General features: G+C 35.3%; 7 protein-coding genes. All 7 read right to left on the reverse strand.

Translation table 11 applies throughout. The features are described from left to right. Positions 1–9: 9 nt before the first annotated feature. The 7 genes from AC2DGP_RS06165 to AC2DGP_RS06195 all read right to left on the reverse strand — a co-directional run bounded on the left by AC2DGP_RS06165 (position 10) and on the right by AC2DGP_RS06195 (position 17,536). Entirely contained in the window at positions 10–3,492 is a 3,483-nt protein-coding gene (locus AC2DGP_RS06165) for a glycosyl hydrolase (RefSeq protein WP_484492138.1), read from the reverse strand. Positions 3,493–3,501: 9 nt separating this feature from the next. Continuing rightward, complete coding sequence (locus tag AC2DGP_RS06170) at positions 3,502–4,935, reverse strand: hypothetical protein (protein WP_484492139.1); 1,434 nt, start codon at positions 4,933–4,935, stop codon at positions 3,502–3,504. 20 nt (positions 4,936–4,955) lie between these two features. After that, a complete protein-coding gene (locus AC2DGP_RS06175; protein ID WP_484492140.1) occupies positions 4,956–6,260 on the reverse strand; it encodes an alginate lyase family protein in 1,305 nt (434 codons plus the stop codon). Positions 6,261–6,500: 240 nt separating this feature from the next. Beyond that, a complete protein-coding gene (locus tag AC2DGP_RS06180) occupies positions 6,501–9,266 on the reverse strand; it encodes a family 78 glycoside hydrolase catalytic domain (protein WP_484492141.1) in 2,766 nt (921 codons plus the stop codon). A 21-nt stretch (positions 9,267–9,287) separates the two neighbouring features. Continuing rightward, the gene (locus AC2DGP_RS06185) at positions 9,288–12,536 is read right to left on the reverse strand and encodes a glycosyl hydrolase (protein ID WP_484492142.1); all 3,249 of its coding nucleotides are present in this window, start codon (positions 12,534–12,536) and stop codon (positions 9,288–9,290) included. Continuing rightward, the gene (locus tag AC2DGP_RS06190) at positions 12,526–15,774 is read right to left on the reverse strand and encodes a family 78 glycoside hydrolase catalytic domain (RefSeq protein ID WP_484492143.1); all 3,249 of its coding nucleotides are present in this window, start codon (positions 15,772–15,774) and stop codon (positions 12,526–12,528) included. Before AC2DGP_RS06190 ends, AC2DGP_RS06185 begins: the two co-directional genes overlap by 11 nt. A gap of 202 nt (positions 15,775–15,976) precedes the next feature. Then, positions 15,977–17,536, reverse strand: coding sequence for a T9SS type A sorting domain-containing protein (locus AC2DGP_RS06195; protein WP_484492144.1), 1,560 nt, complete (start codon positions 17,534–17,536; stop codon positions 15,977–15,979). Positions 17,537–17,717 lie beyond the last annotated feature (181 nt).

The raw sequence follows: 17,717 nt of genomic DNA on the forward strand, positions 1-17,717 counted from the left end.
GTTAGTTTCCTATAACTTCTTTACTCTAGAGATATTAATTTTAACAGGACCTATTAAACCAGATGGTAAAAGTTCAGAATTTTTACTGTAATGCTTAAATGCGGATAAAGTAACACGTCCTGTAGGTCGATTGCTATTGTTTAAAAGCCATTTGGGCCATTCTTTTATATTTGGTCCTCGTCGTTTATAATCTAACTCCAACTGTTCATCTCCAATTAATCTGTTTGGCCAAAGGTTTGTAATCTTTACTTCAAGTGTATTGGTACCTTTTACGACAGCATCGTTAATATTGATTCTGTAAGGGGTTTTCCATAATATCCCTAGATTTTTTCCATTGAGAATCACCTCAGCAATCACTTTGACATTCCCTAAATCTAATTGTAACACATTGCGGTCTTTAAGTAATTTTGATGGCATTTTGAACTCTTTTTTATAGCTTGCTGTACCTGAAAAATATCGAATATCTTTTTCCTTAACATCTGACCAGGAAATCAATTGATCAAATGTAACGTGTAAAGAATCTTTATTTTTTAGAGAGAAACTTACTTGCCAATCTCTAGAAAGATCCATGGGTTTAGGTATTGATTTCACTTTTAAGGTTTTCGTCTTCCCCCTTGACGAACGATAGGCTATTTTACCAATATATGGAGTAACCCAAGTAACCTGGTTGTTATCGTTTACTAATATGGATTTTGGTCTTTCCTGTGTGAACTTTAGAATTTTTCCTTCTGAAATAATTGTGCTTTTCTTTTCGCTGTTAATCGTATAACTAACACGTAGCTCATTTTTAAAGTTATTGTTTACATGTAGCAAGCTATCGCTAACAGAAATTTCATAAGAACCAGAATCTACGATAGTTTTTATTTTTTCTGTAACATCGTAAATAGGTTTATTTGAAGGAATGTTATGTGTTCCTCTTTCAAATTTTCCAAAGACAGCTTTTAAAACCACCAATTTCCCTTTGTTAGTTGCATCTACATCTAACCATTCTTTTTCCATGGCATTTTTTTCATGTAATACTTGTCCAATTTTATATTGAACACGTAATTCTTTTTTATAGCCAGGGGCTGGGTCTCCTATACAAAGACTGCGAGTTGCGTGCACATTTAATTTATTATTCGCAACACTTTTTGCCACTTTTTCAGTTACGTCAACCAAACCATCAGGTAAAAATGTTCCGTATTCCGCTTTAATTATTTGTAATTCTGAAGCTGAGATTGGTACAGGGTTTTGAGTAGTGATAGAGGCACTTACAATATGGTCTTTTGTAATTACAGGAGCCTTAAAAACAATAAATACAGAGCCCTGAGATTCAAAGGGAATTACCACAGTAGTGGTGCCATCTCCATTGTTTCTCCATACAGAAGCATTGGTGGTTTCTCCTGTTTCTGCATTCCAAATTTCGGGTTGTTTTCCTGCTATTCGAAAACGGCAAGCTAATTCTCGACTTTCCTTTTTGGAATTTACCACAAAATAAATATCGCTATTTTCTGTTCTTCTGTGTATAAAATCGATAGCATCATTGGTTTCATTTTCAATAGAAAAGTCTGGAAGCCATCTCTCCTTTTTTAAAATCTCTAAAATGGAATTGTCATTAATACGACCAGAATCCCATAAACTGTTGGCAAGCTTCGTAATCTCTGCATCACAAGATGGGTACTTTTTGAGACTTGGCGATTTTTTGGGTTTTGGCCCAATTATTTGAGCACCTAAACTAGTTAATTCTTCAATCTTGGTAAGAGTTTCTGCGGTCATCCATTCGACTGAAGGCAATACCAAAGCCTTATATTTTTCTCCAACGGTAGTGCAAATCAGACCTTCTTTTACCGTTAATGAATGTAATTTGTTTGATCCGATTAGATCATAATCATAGCCTAGTGTTTTTAGTTCTGGCATTAAAAGCGCATCATTTGGAGATGCCTCTCCTGTAAAAACCAAAACATCAGCTACCGAGGTCCCTTGTTGTAGTAAAACCTGACCTCTACTAATATATTTCACAAAAGGTTTACTTTGGCTCCACCATGTATTTAAACGGTTAAAATTTGTTCCAAAAACTTGTAGAGTTAATCCAGGTCCTACATTCCAAGGTTGGTGCACATAACAATGAAAAACAAAACGATTGATACCTTGTGCCCAAGCTAAATCACCCATAGTCTTTAGTGTACCTGGATGCTGATACCAGCCACCTATTCCAGTAAAAGATTCTGCTTCGGCAATTGAACTTCCATTTAGTTTAGCGATGGAAGCGACAAATTTAGGTGAATCAAAAAAAGCCAAACTACCACTCCAAAATTCAGACATTACTACATCGGCAGTTGCTCCTACCTGCATGCTATCAAATGGCCCCCAATAAGGTTCTGTTGAAAATTGCATGCCGTTTTTACGACATAGCTCCCCGAAATACCCATAGTAATTCATAGCTATTAAATCTCCAATGGTTCTTCTAAAATCCCAAAGAAACCGTTCAGTTTCTTCACCACTATCCATATAATACCCCGCTAGCGCAGGCAAATAGACTTTACAATTGTAAGATCGAAGATTTTCGAATGCTTGGGCAAAGTTAGGGGTCCAATTTGCAGTACCTACTTCGTAGCTATCTATATGGCATCTTGTTACAGCAGTACCAATTAGTGTATCCAATTTTTTAATTATGGGTTGAATACCACCTTCCCAAAATACATCTACAGCCTTTTTGCTCATTTTATCACATTCTAAACCGCCTCCTCCATCACTCGGAAAACGATTTTTTTCGCCCGTAGGTGTATGTCCAATTCGCAAAATGACCCATTCGCCTTTAGGAGCTTTCCATTTTAAAACCCCATCTTTGGTTAGTTTTGATGTTAAATCAATAATCTCTGATGTTTTAACCAAAGCTAGATCATGAATTCTCTTGTTATCGGGGCTTAGGTGATTTCTAACTTTATGCGAAAGCATTTTTGTGTCTAAATCATCGATGCGTTGGTCGCTTTCTGGTTTTGGAAAAGCAAGAATGGCGATGTCTTTATAGTAATTTAGATGTGTTTTAGGCTGAGGTAGTTTCCCCTTAAATGTGCTATTTCCTGAATGAATTATCTCAGAAAAAACCAATTCTTGCATGGCATTTTCTGGTGCAATTGATGGCCCTCCTGTGGACGACCAACCCGCACCATTATGAAAACTCAACTCGAGTTCTAATCGTTTCGCCTCTGAAGCTGCAAAATGAAATAAATCTAGCCAAGCGGGACTTAAATAATCGGCAAAACCTTTTGGGTTTCCCAAGTTGACATTAAAAATTAAAGCGCCTTGAATGCCAACGTCTTTCATGGCTTCTAAATCGGCTGTTATGCCTTCTTTTGTAACGTTTCCATTTATCCAAAACCACATCGTTCTAGGTTTCGCGGATGCTGTCGGATTTTTAAAATCTTGTTCTAATTGAGTATTTTGAGCTTTCAAGTCTGATAGAAAAAGACTTAACAGCACTACTACATACATGGTTTTATATGGTAATTTCATCTTATTCATTTAGCAGATTGTAACGACTCTAAGATTTAATAACTTCCCTAACTTTTCAATCTTATTCGCAATATGTCCTACCCCAATAGCACAATGGTGCGATGGCCCTTGTTTAGACCACTCGTTCATAAATGCTTTAGCACCTATTGAAAAACGGTAACGGCTGTTGGTGTTTCCTATTTGTAGTATTGGCCCTTCTACAGACGCACCTTCTGCAACTAACAGAAATACATCGTCTTTACCTTCTACCACCGATAAAAGTGTTACGGCACCATGTTTTACAGTCATTTGGATGGATAAGCCTTTCCCTGGCTTCCCATGATAAACAGGTAATGGAACTAGTTGTACGTTCCCTTCGGCAATAGCAAAATGAGCAGAATCATCATGACCCAACATAACGATATCATCGTTAAAATCCATCGCATAAAATTCTGAAAACGAACCTCCAACACTAAAAGCATCCATAATCTTCATAGCTTGCGCATTTTTCACTTCATACTCTCCAGCTACTGGAATGTTTTTTCCGGTAAGCAATGTATTTCCAGCAATTACAGATGTCACAATATTTTCATATTCATTTGCTGTATCTCCTTCGTAATAATAAGCCATTGAGCCTAAGTTATGATGCGCTACCAACTTATCTAAAGCTATAGATGTTTTAGCTGCACGTATTAATTCAGCCTGCTCGCAAGCATCAATTACTTCAAAAGTATTTCTGAATTCTGCAATTTTTTCTTGAACTTCAATGTTAGTTACAATATCTCTGTATTTTTTCACCTCACACATTTCTAAAACTTCAATATGCGTACCGAAAGCTGCAGCTTGTTTCGTTAAATCTGCATATACATCTAGCATACCACAGTAATAATTTCCTAGTACCCCCAATCGGTTATTACGCATCACTGAAGCTACTCTAGCTGCATCTATCCAATCTTGAATTTCTTCCCAAACAGCTGGTTCGTCTAAATACCCCGTTACAAATTCATAATCAACTCCAGATCGATTGAATACATTTGCTAATTCTGGCACAGAACAAGCTTGACAATGAGCTAACCATTCGCCTGTCATTTTACCTCGATCTCCTAGTTTATTAAAACTTTCGTAATCAATAGCTGCCACGGGTTGAATATTTAAAATTACAACGGGACATTTTATTTTTTGAACCACAGGAAGTACCGTTGACGACAAGGCATAAGTAGAGACATATAGAAAAATCATATCTATATCTTCTTTTTTTAATAACGCTGCTTTTTCTCTCGCTTTAACAGGTGAATCTACTAAACCTACGTTAGCAACCTCCGCTCCAAAACCTTCCATTTTATCAGCTACCTGTTTTTGGTACCCTTCTAACCTATCTAAAAGCCCCTCAAATTGTGGCCAATAAGTATCTAAACCAATACCAAAAAGTCCAACTTTAATTTGCCCTTCTTTATAAACACCCATATTCTTATCTATTACTTTGGTTACTTTTTTATTTTATCTATCAATTCTTTTGGTGGATACCTCAAGGCATCCAGCGGTTTTAAATTACCATAGAGTTTGACTTTAGCTCCCACCAATAGTATATCTAAAGAGGTTGAGGCTTTTGAAAACATTGGCTTAAGTTCTGTTTCTATTGCATTCTTTGCTCCCCCCTCTGTTATTTCTTTATACTGCCACTTTTTATCACCAGACACAAATGGACTTAGGTAGGCAAATGCTTTTTTTAGACTTTTACAATCTGTCGTTTCATAGCTCCATAAATCAACCCCTAATTTTTGTCCCATAAGAGCTAATTCTGTCATAGACCACAAATTCAAACTAGCATAATGTACAGATCTTGTTCTACCTAACTCCCTAGGTTGTTTTCCGTTAGGAGAAATTTGATCTGCAATGCGATTTTGCTTAGCCTCTTCTACCACCTTTATTGCTGCATCATTTTTACCGAGAAACATCATTAATCCAACAACTTGATAGTTATAATGATTCGCGTGATTCTGTCTTGTAAAACCTGCTTCAATTGCCATTGGGTTTGTTGTCAGCCAAGTAAGATATTCTTCAAACCAAAGTTGCATACCTATTTTTACATCTGTAGACAAAAGACCTTCAACTTCAAAAATTTGTAACGCAGTAACAACGCTAGATTGGCTACACCATTCTTGTACACCAGCTTTTCTACCGTCTGCTGCCCCCGGAACTCTTTGACCAAAATTAATATTAGGGTTAACCTTCGTTTCTGGATTTAAATACCAAGTTTTTATAAGTGCTATTGCTTTTTCTGCGAACCTTTTATCTTCTGAAAAATAATAAGCCCAAGACAAAACCTCTATCACTTCAAAAAAAGTTGCGGTTCGGTTAAAATCTGTATCAGAGCTATAAAAAACTGGGTTAATTACGCCATCTCTAGTAACCCAAGGTAATCCATCTTTTTTTAAAGTATCAGGCCATTTATATGGAGCATAACTTAAATAATCGTGCATATTATTACTGGGTGGCACCTCTTTTTTGTTCGTAACAGGGTCTGCAACAAAATTTAAAGCTATTGTTGCTTCTTTCATCAAATTCTTAAAATTAGCAACAAAAAAAGAATCTTTTGCTTTGATAAGATCTCTAACCAATTTTACATGTGTACTATTGTAATATACCAAGTCTACATGATTATTAGCTTCTGTATTAACTTTTACTGATTTTGCGATTTTATTATCTTCCGAAGATAAAATTGAACTACAAGCCTCTAAAATTATAATTGAGCAAAAAACTACATAATTTCTAATTACTAAACACTTCATTTACTATTGAGATAAGTATATTTTAAATTCTGAAATTGATGGAGGTGTTTTAGCATCTAAAACATATATTCTCCACTTGGAAGTCTTAATCTAATTAAAACTTTATTGATAATTCTATCTGTTTTTATAAACTGCTTTTATTTCTGAAGCTCCAAAACCAATTTTAAGTTTTGAATACCTTTTATCTTCTTCTAAAAACTGAATACCTTTGACTTTATTTTTCGTTAAATACTGTTTTGTTTAATAATTAGTATCAAATGAATAAGTTCCTGGGGCTACCTTAAAAACAAACGTTTTTTTAGTTTTGCCTAGTAATTTTATATCTGAATTCTCTTTAAACTCAACTCCATTTACCATAATACTTTCTTGTGTATTTCCTGGTACTGAAACTTGAGCTGTAGTATTTGGAGGTACAATTACATCTAACTTAAATTGCTTACCTACTAGTTTCCAACTAGAACTTACTTTACCATAAGGAGAATTGTAAGTTGCAAAAGCAGACGTTAAAGGACCACCTGGAATAGGAGCAATTTCTATTTCTTTATAGCCTACTTTAAGAGGTTTAATTCCTGCAATGCGTTCGTACATCCAGCGTCCGATAGCACCATAGGCATAATGATTGAATGAATTCATTCCTCCTTTGTTAAAACCATCTTTGTGAGTGTAACTGTTCCAGCGCTCCCACATAGTAGTTGCACCTTGATTAATTGAATAGAACCAAGACGGATAAGTTTCTTTGAACAAGATTTCATACATCAAATCGGTCTCACCTATTTTATCTAGCACCAGAGGTAGTAAAGGCGTACCTAAAAAACCAGTACGCAAATGGTTATCTGTTATTTTTATTTGTTCCAATAAATGTGGTATTGCTTTTTGTGCTAATTCCTCATCCAACAAATCGAACCCTAGCGCCAATAAATAAGCGGTTTGAGTTTCAGGACCTTCAATAATACGTCCTTTAGTATCAAAAAACTGCTCTTGAAATACACCACGAACCTCATCAAATAATTGTTCATATTCTTTAGATTCAGATTCAAACCCTAATGCTCTTGCAGCTTGCGATGTTATAGCAACAGAATGTGCATAATAAGCTGTAACAATTAACTTATTTGAGGTTACGCCGAATCGCTCATCTTTTTTATGAGTTGAATAGGGTTGCAACCAATCGCCATGGGTAAATATCTTAGCATTATGGTTTTTAGATTTTGATTGATAATAGGTTACCCATTTTTTCATACTTGAATAGTTCTCTTCTAAAACACCTATATCACCTGTACGCTGGTAGGTTTCCCAAGGAATAATAGTGATTGCGTCGCTCCAACCAGCACCAGCTCTAAGTTTACCTCCTAAAGAAGGTATCATTACAGGAACCGCTCCATCTTCATCTTGATCGTCACGTACACTTTGCAACCAACTCATCCAAAAAGAATGCACATCACCTAAAAAAAACGAGGTAGGCGCAATAACCTGAGCATCACCTGTCCAACCAGCTCTTTCATCTCGTTGAGGACAATCCGTTGGTATATCGAGAGTGTTACCTCTTACCCCCCAAACAATATTTCTTTGAAGTTGATTTAATTTTTCGTGTGACGAACTAAACTCAACATTCAAATCATAATCTGAATGCTGAACGACACCAGTAACCCACGATTTATCAGGGGTAGTACTTATATCAAAACCACTTAACTCGACATATCGAAAACCATGAAAAGTAAATGTTGGTTGATACGTAATTTGCCCATCTTTTTTAGCGGTATAATAGTCCGTTGAAACTGCTCCTCTGTAATTTTTGGTATAGATACGTCCATCTTGTTGTAGCATTTCGGCAAAACGAATTTTTAAGGTTGCGTCTTTCTGCATTGGTACATTAATACGAGGTACACCTACCATATTTTGGCCCATATCAAAAATCACCGCACTACTATCAACCTCGGTAATTGCAACTGGAGATAATTCTTCTACAGATTTAACCGTATTATGCCGTTTAGGTGTCAAGCTTAGCTCTGTATCTATATCTACTGCAACAACCTTTTGCCAACTTGTATCATTAAATATTTTAGACGACCATTCCTTTAGTTCTTTTCGGGCATCATATTGTTCACCATCATAAATTCCAGCATATACGATTGGCCCCTCTTGTGTGGCTTTCCAACTTTCATCTGTAATAATAGTTTGAACATCCCCATTTGTATACTTCAATTCAAGCTGACACATTACTTTAGGAGAAACCTTTGGATAACCTCTAAGCATTAATCGCCCTGCATACCATCCCTCAGCTAAAGAAACCCCTATTGCATTCGCTCCGTTTTGCAAATAATCTGTTACGTTGTATGTTAATGTTTCAATACGCTTATTATAAGGAGTCCAACCAGGAGTCATCACATCATCACCAATTTTTTTACCGTTTATATAAGCTTCAAAAAGTCCTTTAGCAGTAATGTATAATCTGGCAGTCTCAATTTTAGACTCTGCCTTAAATCCCTTTCGTAAGTACTGAACTTTATAAGTTTTTTTGTGTGTTTTGGGTGCATTCATTTTACTTACTTTTGGAAGACTAATCCATTTGGCCTGCCAATCAGAATTAGTAAGCAATCCTAACTCTAAATGAGCAACGGCGCTCCAAACTGAGGCTTTTTTATCTTGGTCCCAAAACTTTAACTGCCAGTACACTTTTTGCCTAGAGGATAATTTTTTCCCTTTGTATTTTACAAATAGAGTTTGATCACTTTCAACTTTACCACTTACCCATAAATCTGCATTATTGGGTAATAGTTCAGGCTTAGAAGCCACTACAATAGAATAAGCTGTTTGCTTTTTGATATTCTTATTTTGTGGTAGTTTCCATGAAAAGGAAGGTGTTGCATCATAAAAACCTATTGGATTTGTAAATTTCTCACTTACTACCAATTCATATGCCGGAATACTATTTTTTGTCGAAGAACACGAAATCAACAATAGTATTATCGATACAACTGATGATAATTTATTACTCGAAATTATATACATGGCTTTTTATATTTGTTCTTATTATTTAATGGTTTCTATTATCACTGGTCCCATCAACCCTGAAGGTTGTAATTTGGATTTCGGTTTGATATCATCAGTAACCAACCAAGTATATTTCTCTTCTTTTGGTCTTTGCTTGTCTTTTATCAATTGGTTTCGCCATAAATTAATTACTTCTATTTCCAATTGATTTTCACCACTTCTTAATGCTTTTGAAATGTTTAAACGATAAGGTGCGATCCAAACGCCACCAATATCTTTGCCATTTAATTTTACCTTAGCCATTACAGAAAGTTGACCCAGATTTAAATAAAACGCTTTGTTTTCATGAAGTTCATCTATATTAAATGTTGTCGTATAGGATGCTGCACCAGAATAATATTTTATTTGCTCATTTTCTGATTTAGACCAATCTTCTAAAACATTAAAAACGATTGGTTCTTCAGGACCCATTTCTTTATTTGAAAAATCAACTATAAACGGATTTTTCAATTCATGTACTGTTTCAAAAGAAGGAAAATTCTCTGTACTTGTTGGTTTTTCTAATAACATTTTGTCTTTAGCAAATACAATAAACCAACTCTGAGAAGCCTCCATTTTTAAAGGTACTTTTATTCCTGTTTCCGTGATTTCGAAATCTGGTAATGCTCTGATTTCTCCACTAACCGCATCCCAAAGTTGAGGTTTCAAATCTTTATGTACTCTAAAAACTGGAGACAATTCTATGGTTTCATCACTTTGATTTGTGATAAAATAAATATCCATTTCTGGCGTGGTTCTATGTGTCCACAACACAGGAGCCTCATCTGAAACAATCAAATCTTCAGCTAATTTTAGCTTTGCAAAAACTTCAGATAATTCATAACCATCAAACACTACACCTTTACCATATGTCTTATCAATTTTACCTGATATGTAAGAACCATCCCACATTCTGTCAGCAATAGTTTTAACGATTTCGTCACTTTCCGGATAATTTTGCAAACTCGGAGATTTCTCAGGTTTTGACCCTAGAATCACTCCACCTTGCTGCACCAACTCTTCTATCTTGTTTAGCAACTCTGGTCGCATTGTAGTGTATGGCGGCAACACCATTACTTTATAAGACATGCCATCTGGCAATACAAAACGACCATCTTTTATAGACAATCTGTTGAGAATTACTTCTGCATTGATATAATCATAAGAATATCCTTTTGGAATTTCTGGCACTCGACCACCCGTCATAATTGGCGCATCTTCTCCAATAAAATAACACACATCTGCTACATATTTTCCTTGCTGTAATAAATGCTGACAACGTCTTAAATAATCAAAATAGGTATCGGCTTGCTTGAACCATGTGTTATGACGATTGAATTCTGTACCGAACCAAGCATTCATTCCTGGTTTGCGATTATCGTCTGGTTGTTGAATATATAAGTGCAATACAAAATGATTGATACCTTCTGTTAAAGACCAATCACCACGCTTTTTTAACATCGCTGGGTGCCTAAGATAGGTTTTTCGAGAAGATGTAAACGCTTCTGCAGAAGTGATCGTTTTTCCATATGTATGCGATGTTGATGATGACGCTTTACATTCAATATTACCTAATGTACCTTCGTTCCAAAATTCTCCAGAAATCAAATCCGATTGCCCACCATACATCATAAACTCACCAGGAAATCCCCAGTGTCCATAATTTTCTAACCACGTTTTCAAATTATGTTTATTACTTGCTTTTTTTAAAGCTCCAACATATTCATAGGCTACATCATCGGCAATAGAGCGACGTAAATCCCATAAAAAACGTTCAGACTCCTCAACACTTCCAACAATTCTTCCTGAAAGCACTGGTAAATATGGAATAGGGTCATAACCATATTTCTCCTGGAATTTCACCTCATAACCATCAGTCCAGTTTTGAGAGCCTTGTTCGTAGCTATCTGCCACGACATATTTTAGAGCAGGTTTACTTGCTTCTGGAATACGTTTTAAAAATTCACCTACAAAGTTATCAAAATGATATTGTGCCAAACCATTATTCATTTTATCGATTTCATAACCTACACCTTGAGGCGCAGCTGGCGCATTTTGAGTACCCGTTGGTGTCATACCCATTCGCATAATCGTCCAATTCCCTTCTGGAGCATCCCAATTAAGAACACCATTCTCATCTAATTTGTCACTCAAATCTATAACCTCATCTGGGTCAACTGTAAAATTCCTATCTTTTAATGTTTCTTGTCTTCCAAAAAGGTAAGTATCCCAATCAGGTTTAGGTGTAGAATGCATTTTACCTAATTGCTTTTCAATGTATTTATCTATAATTGGTGCTTCAGAAATATTTATTTCGCCAAAGCCATATCCACCTCTCTTATCTCTAAAATTGGTACATTTTAAAATAAATTTACTGGCTTTAGTTTCTGGTAGAACCGTTGCGAAATCACCTGTTTCAATAGATGCAACATTTGGCGTAATGCGAAAACGGTCAAAATGAAATTCTTTTACTAATTTCTCTTTACCATCAACCACAGCCATTAAAGACATATTACACTTAAAAGCCCTACTTGGTATAATAGTTATAGAACGGGCCGTAATGGGCTCTGCAAGGTCAAAACTAATTTCTAAAACCTCTCCTTTTTTTAATTCAAAGCTGGTATTTGCATCCTTAATGCCATCCGACAAAACGCTTACATCAACATCGCTCCAGTTCGATGCAATTTTTGTAGGAATAAATTGTGTACTTCGGTTTTCAACATCTGAAGATGTGAAAGCGAAGGTATGTGTATCTTGAAACTTTTCTTTTGGTTTCTTCAACGGTAAGTTTAATGTTTTACCACCAGAAACCTTTGTTTCACTATAAGTCAAATAACGCATGGACTTCGTATAATCTACCCAAGGACCACCACTTTGACTCCAACCAGGACAATTGAAAACACCTATATCCACACCTATTCTATTTCCCTCTACAACAGCATGCACCATATGAGACCACCACTCTTCACTAAGCATAGGAACTTTTCCATCTTTACGTGCTGGGTTTATATTACCGATCAAAGCACCACCAATTCCCGCTTTTTTCATTGCTTCTAAATCTTTAGTGATACCGTCTTTAGAAATATCATCATTGATCCAATACCAATAACACCACAGGTTATTATCCTCCCTTGGATTTACGAACCCAGACCGTATTTCTTTATAGTCTTCAGAATTATTACAACCTATAAGAAGAAATAAAGCACAAACTAAAAATACGAGACTGTTTTTCTTAATTCTAATGTTCATGATTAAATATTTTTAATTCTTTAATCGATGAAGGTTGCTTCGAATCCAGAATAAACAATCTACATTTTATGGATGTAACAGCATCAAATTGATGAATTTTATTTGAGCCACAATTGGTTCCATTCACAAGATCAACCCATGCTCCGTTTTTCAAATATTGTAATTTATAAGACGAAATATTACTCTCAAATTCATCAACAATAATTTGATTAAATGTTTGTGGTTTTACCCATTCTACTTCTAAATATTGATTTTTAGTTTCAGTAGCCAACCATCGTGTTTCTTCATCTTCATCATTAACTCTAAATGCCTCAAAAACGGGTAACTTTTCCGTTTTAATAAACATCGAAGAAGCATTTATTCTTCCTATTTTAGAAAGATTTTTTTGATTTGCTATAGGTTTCGGAAATTGAGTTACCGGCAATTCATCTACTTTAAAATCATAAACACCGGAAACAACATCATAAATAACATAGTTCCCAACTGCTTTATTCTTTTCTGTGCCAAAAAAGGTAATACCTTCAGATTTATCAGCAATAGCAACACTTTCATTTACATCCGCATTTCTTGTGGCTGGTAAATACACTTTTGCATTTGTATTTATAGGAATCTCAATATGAAATGTTGCACCATTACCTTCTTTCTTCCAGTTCACAACTACATTTCCATACATAGATTGGTATTCTGTATTTGCATACGTTAAATCGCCAACTGGTGCTGGTTTTATAATCATATTTTGCATTCCTAAACTTTCTGGGTTCGGACGAATTCCACCAAAACCTTTGACAAAATACCCTCCGATTCCCGTATAACAGGTATGTATTTGACTATTACCAATGGCAGACCAACGTTCTGGCCAAACGGTTTTACCTTGCCCTAAAAAATAACCATAACTAGGGTGATGCTTATCTTGTAATAGCTCATAAATCAAATCCATACGCTCTCCATATTCAGTAAAATATCGAGTATAAAGGGCTTGCCCTGAACTTCCTGTATCGTAATAAGGAAATTTATAGAGTACATTATCTTCCAGAACAGCTTCTACTTTTTCTTTTTCTGATGCAGGGGTTACACCTGCCAATAAAGCAAATGCTTGATCTACTTGATACCCTTTTACATACTTTCCTGTTTCTGGGTTGTAAGATAATGTATGAGTTGCTTCTCGTTGTACTTTTAATCGATCTTTGTAAGCTTTAGCATCTTCTGTTTTCCCTAAAACGTCTGCAATGTTCATGGCATTATCTAACATAAATACATACAAACAATTATTAAAATGAACCGCTTCAGGTGAGTTACTACTTGTCCAAAAATTTCCTCTAGGTGTACACCAATCTCCTAAACCAGGAAATTCTCTTGCTCCCTGTTTTCCAGCTTTGATAGCTCCTCCTGTATCATAATTCGAATGATCTAGCATCCATTGCATCCATTGTTGCATTGAAGCGTAGTTATCTTCAAGCACTTTTTTATCACCTAACATTCTATACGTTTCCCAAACAGTTAATGGATTGTTAGCTTTCCACATCAGAAACGGGCGATCTTGTTCATTAATAACTCCCCTAATCTGACCATCAAACAGTTGTGCATCTCGGGTATATTGAAGATATTGATTCATATAAGCACCACTTTCGAAGTTTGGTAAGGCATCACCATACATAGCAGCCACAGTAACTTCTCCCCATCCCCGGCGTTCACGATGCGGACAGTCTACCAAAATACCATCCATAGTATTCGCTAAGTATGTATTTAGGTTTATCTGATAAATTTGATTGAGTTGCTCGCTTGACGATTGAAACTTGCTAATTTGCTTACGGTTGTTTGTTACCACATAACCTATTGCATCTGTTACTTTAGGTTGGTAATTCAATCCATAAACCGTAACCCATCTTCCGCCAGCAACATTAAATCTATTTTTAAATGTTCCCTTACCTGACTTTCCATATATATATTTACTCTTTTGATTCCAAGAAGATGTTTGCCCTTCTTGATCACTAATTTCAAATAGAATAGAATCACCTTCCACCCCATTATACAAATCCATCTCAAAGAAGCCTGTGTAGTTTTCACCCAAATCAATGCAATAGGTACTGTCATTAATTTTCTTTACCCCAATTCCTTTTATTTCTTTAAACTTAACCTGAGGTTCTACTATTTGTGCACTTAAAACAGCAGTAATTTTACCGTATTTTGCTCTTACCCTTTTGTTTTTATTACTATTTAGAGCAAAACTAATATTATTTCCTTTCGCAATTTTTTCGTTTAAAACTTCATGATTGTAGACACCAGCATAAGCCCATTTGCTATCATCGTAATCAGAAGCACACCAATTATCTTCTCTTTTTCGGTCGTCAATAGTTTCTCCACCAAAACGCAGGATATCCCAATCTCCATAATATGAACTATGACTTTTTTTAGTTTTCCAACTTGTGTCAGACTTTAGAGATATTTGATTTCCATCAACTTCAATTTCAACTTGCGCTTTAAAAACAAAAGGAATATTTCTATATTCCGCAATACGTCTCCATCGTGCCCAACCTGCAGCATGCCAAACAGCAATTACATTATCTCCTTTTTTAAGTTTATCTGAAATATCATATGTTAAATAAAGAATTCGTTTTTTCATGTAAGACGACACAGGATTCATAACATCGTCTGTAATTTTTTCTCCATTTACATAGACTTCATGATACCCAAATGAACCTAAAAATAAAAACGCTGATGTAGCTTCTTCCTTTAATTCAAAGTTCTTTCGATACCAGTTATGGTCGGTTTTTTTCTGGTCTTCTTTTAATATCCAATCACCTTTCCAATCAGATTCTTTTAACAACCCCATTGAAAACATAGCCGGATTGCTCCAATTTGAAGCAATCCCGTCTTTATCCCAGACCATAACTTTCCAGAAATATTTTTGTGCAGATATTAACTTCGTACCGTTGTATAAAATATTGACAGATTGATCTGAATTTACTTTTCCAGAATCCCAAAAATCACCATTGTTATTCTTTAGTTCAGCTAAACTTTTAGCTATTAGTATTTTATACGCAGTTTGTTTTTGTCCTCTTACTACATTCTCTTGTGTCAACTTCCAACTCAATCTAGGAGTAAGATTATCTATTCCTAAAGGATTCACGCGGTATTCGCAACGTAAATCTGTAGGTGATACTTTTCTCGAATTGATGCAACTATAAAAAACACAAAAAGAGAAAAATAAATTTAACACAATGATTAATCTATTTTTCATTTTCCTTTAACTAAAATAATTCAACTTATTTATACCCCTAAAGTTCCATTATAAAATTCTATAAACTATGCTGTAGAATGCCGATAAAACTATTATTCTGTTGAATTCATTTTTTTGTTCTATTCGAAAAAAGAAGAAACTTTTCAATACAAAAAAAGCCAAAAGATTTCTCTTTTGGCCTTTATACTTGGTAGTAAATATATTACTTAATGATTATTTTTTTGTGAATCACTTGATTTCCATTGGATACCACCCTTACAATGTACATGCCAGGAGCTAGCTTCGAGTTCGTATTGACTTGAATACTAGAATTCACATCTAATTTCTCAAAAACAACTCCCCCTTGTAGATTATAAATTTGCACTTTTACATTTTCAAATTTGCTCAAAGAGATGGTAAATTCTCCGTTCGACGGATTTGGGTATACACTCACAGTTTGCTCATTCAATTGTATTTCTGAAACATTTAAGGCTCCATCTGGAATAGCTTCCCAATTACTTCTATCATCAGTATCTGATACAATTATATGTGTAACAGAGCCATCTTCTTCATGATACATAAATCTTCCACTATTTCTTGACTCAAACCTATAGTAATCATTCGCTTGATTATAATGAATAGTCCAAGTTTTATCAGTATCAACTGAAGGTGAACTTGTAGATGTGCTTACTACAACATAAGCACCACCCGAAAAGCCTGAACCTGGTGAACGTAAAATCCCAAAAGATTGACTTTCAATATTTGAATAATCTCCAGAATCTACAAAAGCCCAAAATTTATCTTCTCCTTCAGCAGAATCACTCATCGTAACGGGCTCTGATCCAACACCGGCATCTGTTAAAAATTTACCTGTTGCAACATTTCTCAATCTCACATATCCGTCGTTTGGATTCGGTACATACTCAACTTCCACTCTTTGGTAAGTAGTATTTGCCCATCTAATTTGAGCTCTTCCCCCTTTAATTCTGTAGGCTCCATATCGTATACCTGATTCAATTCCTTTTTCTGGTTCAGGAATATCCCAATTAAAAGATTCACCTCCAATCACAGCATCAGCATAATGAACTCTTTGTGAAGCATCATTAGGGTCTTCTCTAAAACCAACTTCTAAAACAATCTCAGTTTCTACATTCTTTTGAATATTCTTCAAAAAGACAACCTCTCTTCCATCTCCACCAGATCCTCCTCGGTAATTAATTTGCTCTCGATACAAATCAAAGGACACTTGTACTTGATTCCCTTCACCGTCATCACCATATACCGGTTTCGCTAGGTATAAACAAATTGCTGGATCTGCGGATCCACCCCCTCCGGTATGCTTTCCTTTTGCCTGCATAATATAAGTACCATCACTACCTGAACTATTCGTTTTTCCTGTTTCAAGAATACGCACCGTTCCTGTAAATCTAGCATAACTTCCCACACCAACCTCTTTAGACCTGGTTAACGAACGTTCAATTCTAGGCTGTAGTGTATTTGGAGCATCTAAATGATTTGATCCATCCGTAATATTATAGATTCCCCAAACTGTATCATCAATAGTTGTTTCTTTATAGTTGGCATAACAACTTCTATCATCAATTGTTCCAACATTTACAGGATTTACTAAATCATCGGAAGTTCGGCTTTCATTATAACCTTCATCATAACAAGTATCATAAGATGTACCATCTTCATCAGGTGCGATCACTTGAGCTCCTGCTATGAAACTTCCAAACATGAAACTTAAAGGTAGTAGTGTTTTAAGGGTAATTTTTTGCATAATTCTTTTATTTTAAAATCGATAAGTGCAAAATTAGATTGTCTAAAACTCAGCACACTTCTGTACTCTACCGAGCACACAGGTTAATTACATAAAACAAGAATTCTTTTAACATTTGTTTACTGAATTCTTTTAAGAATAACCAATATCAAGTAAAACACCAGACTTATTCTTCATTTCC

The sequence above is a fragment of the Flavicella sp. IMCC45537 genome (assembly GCF_057197705.1).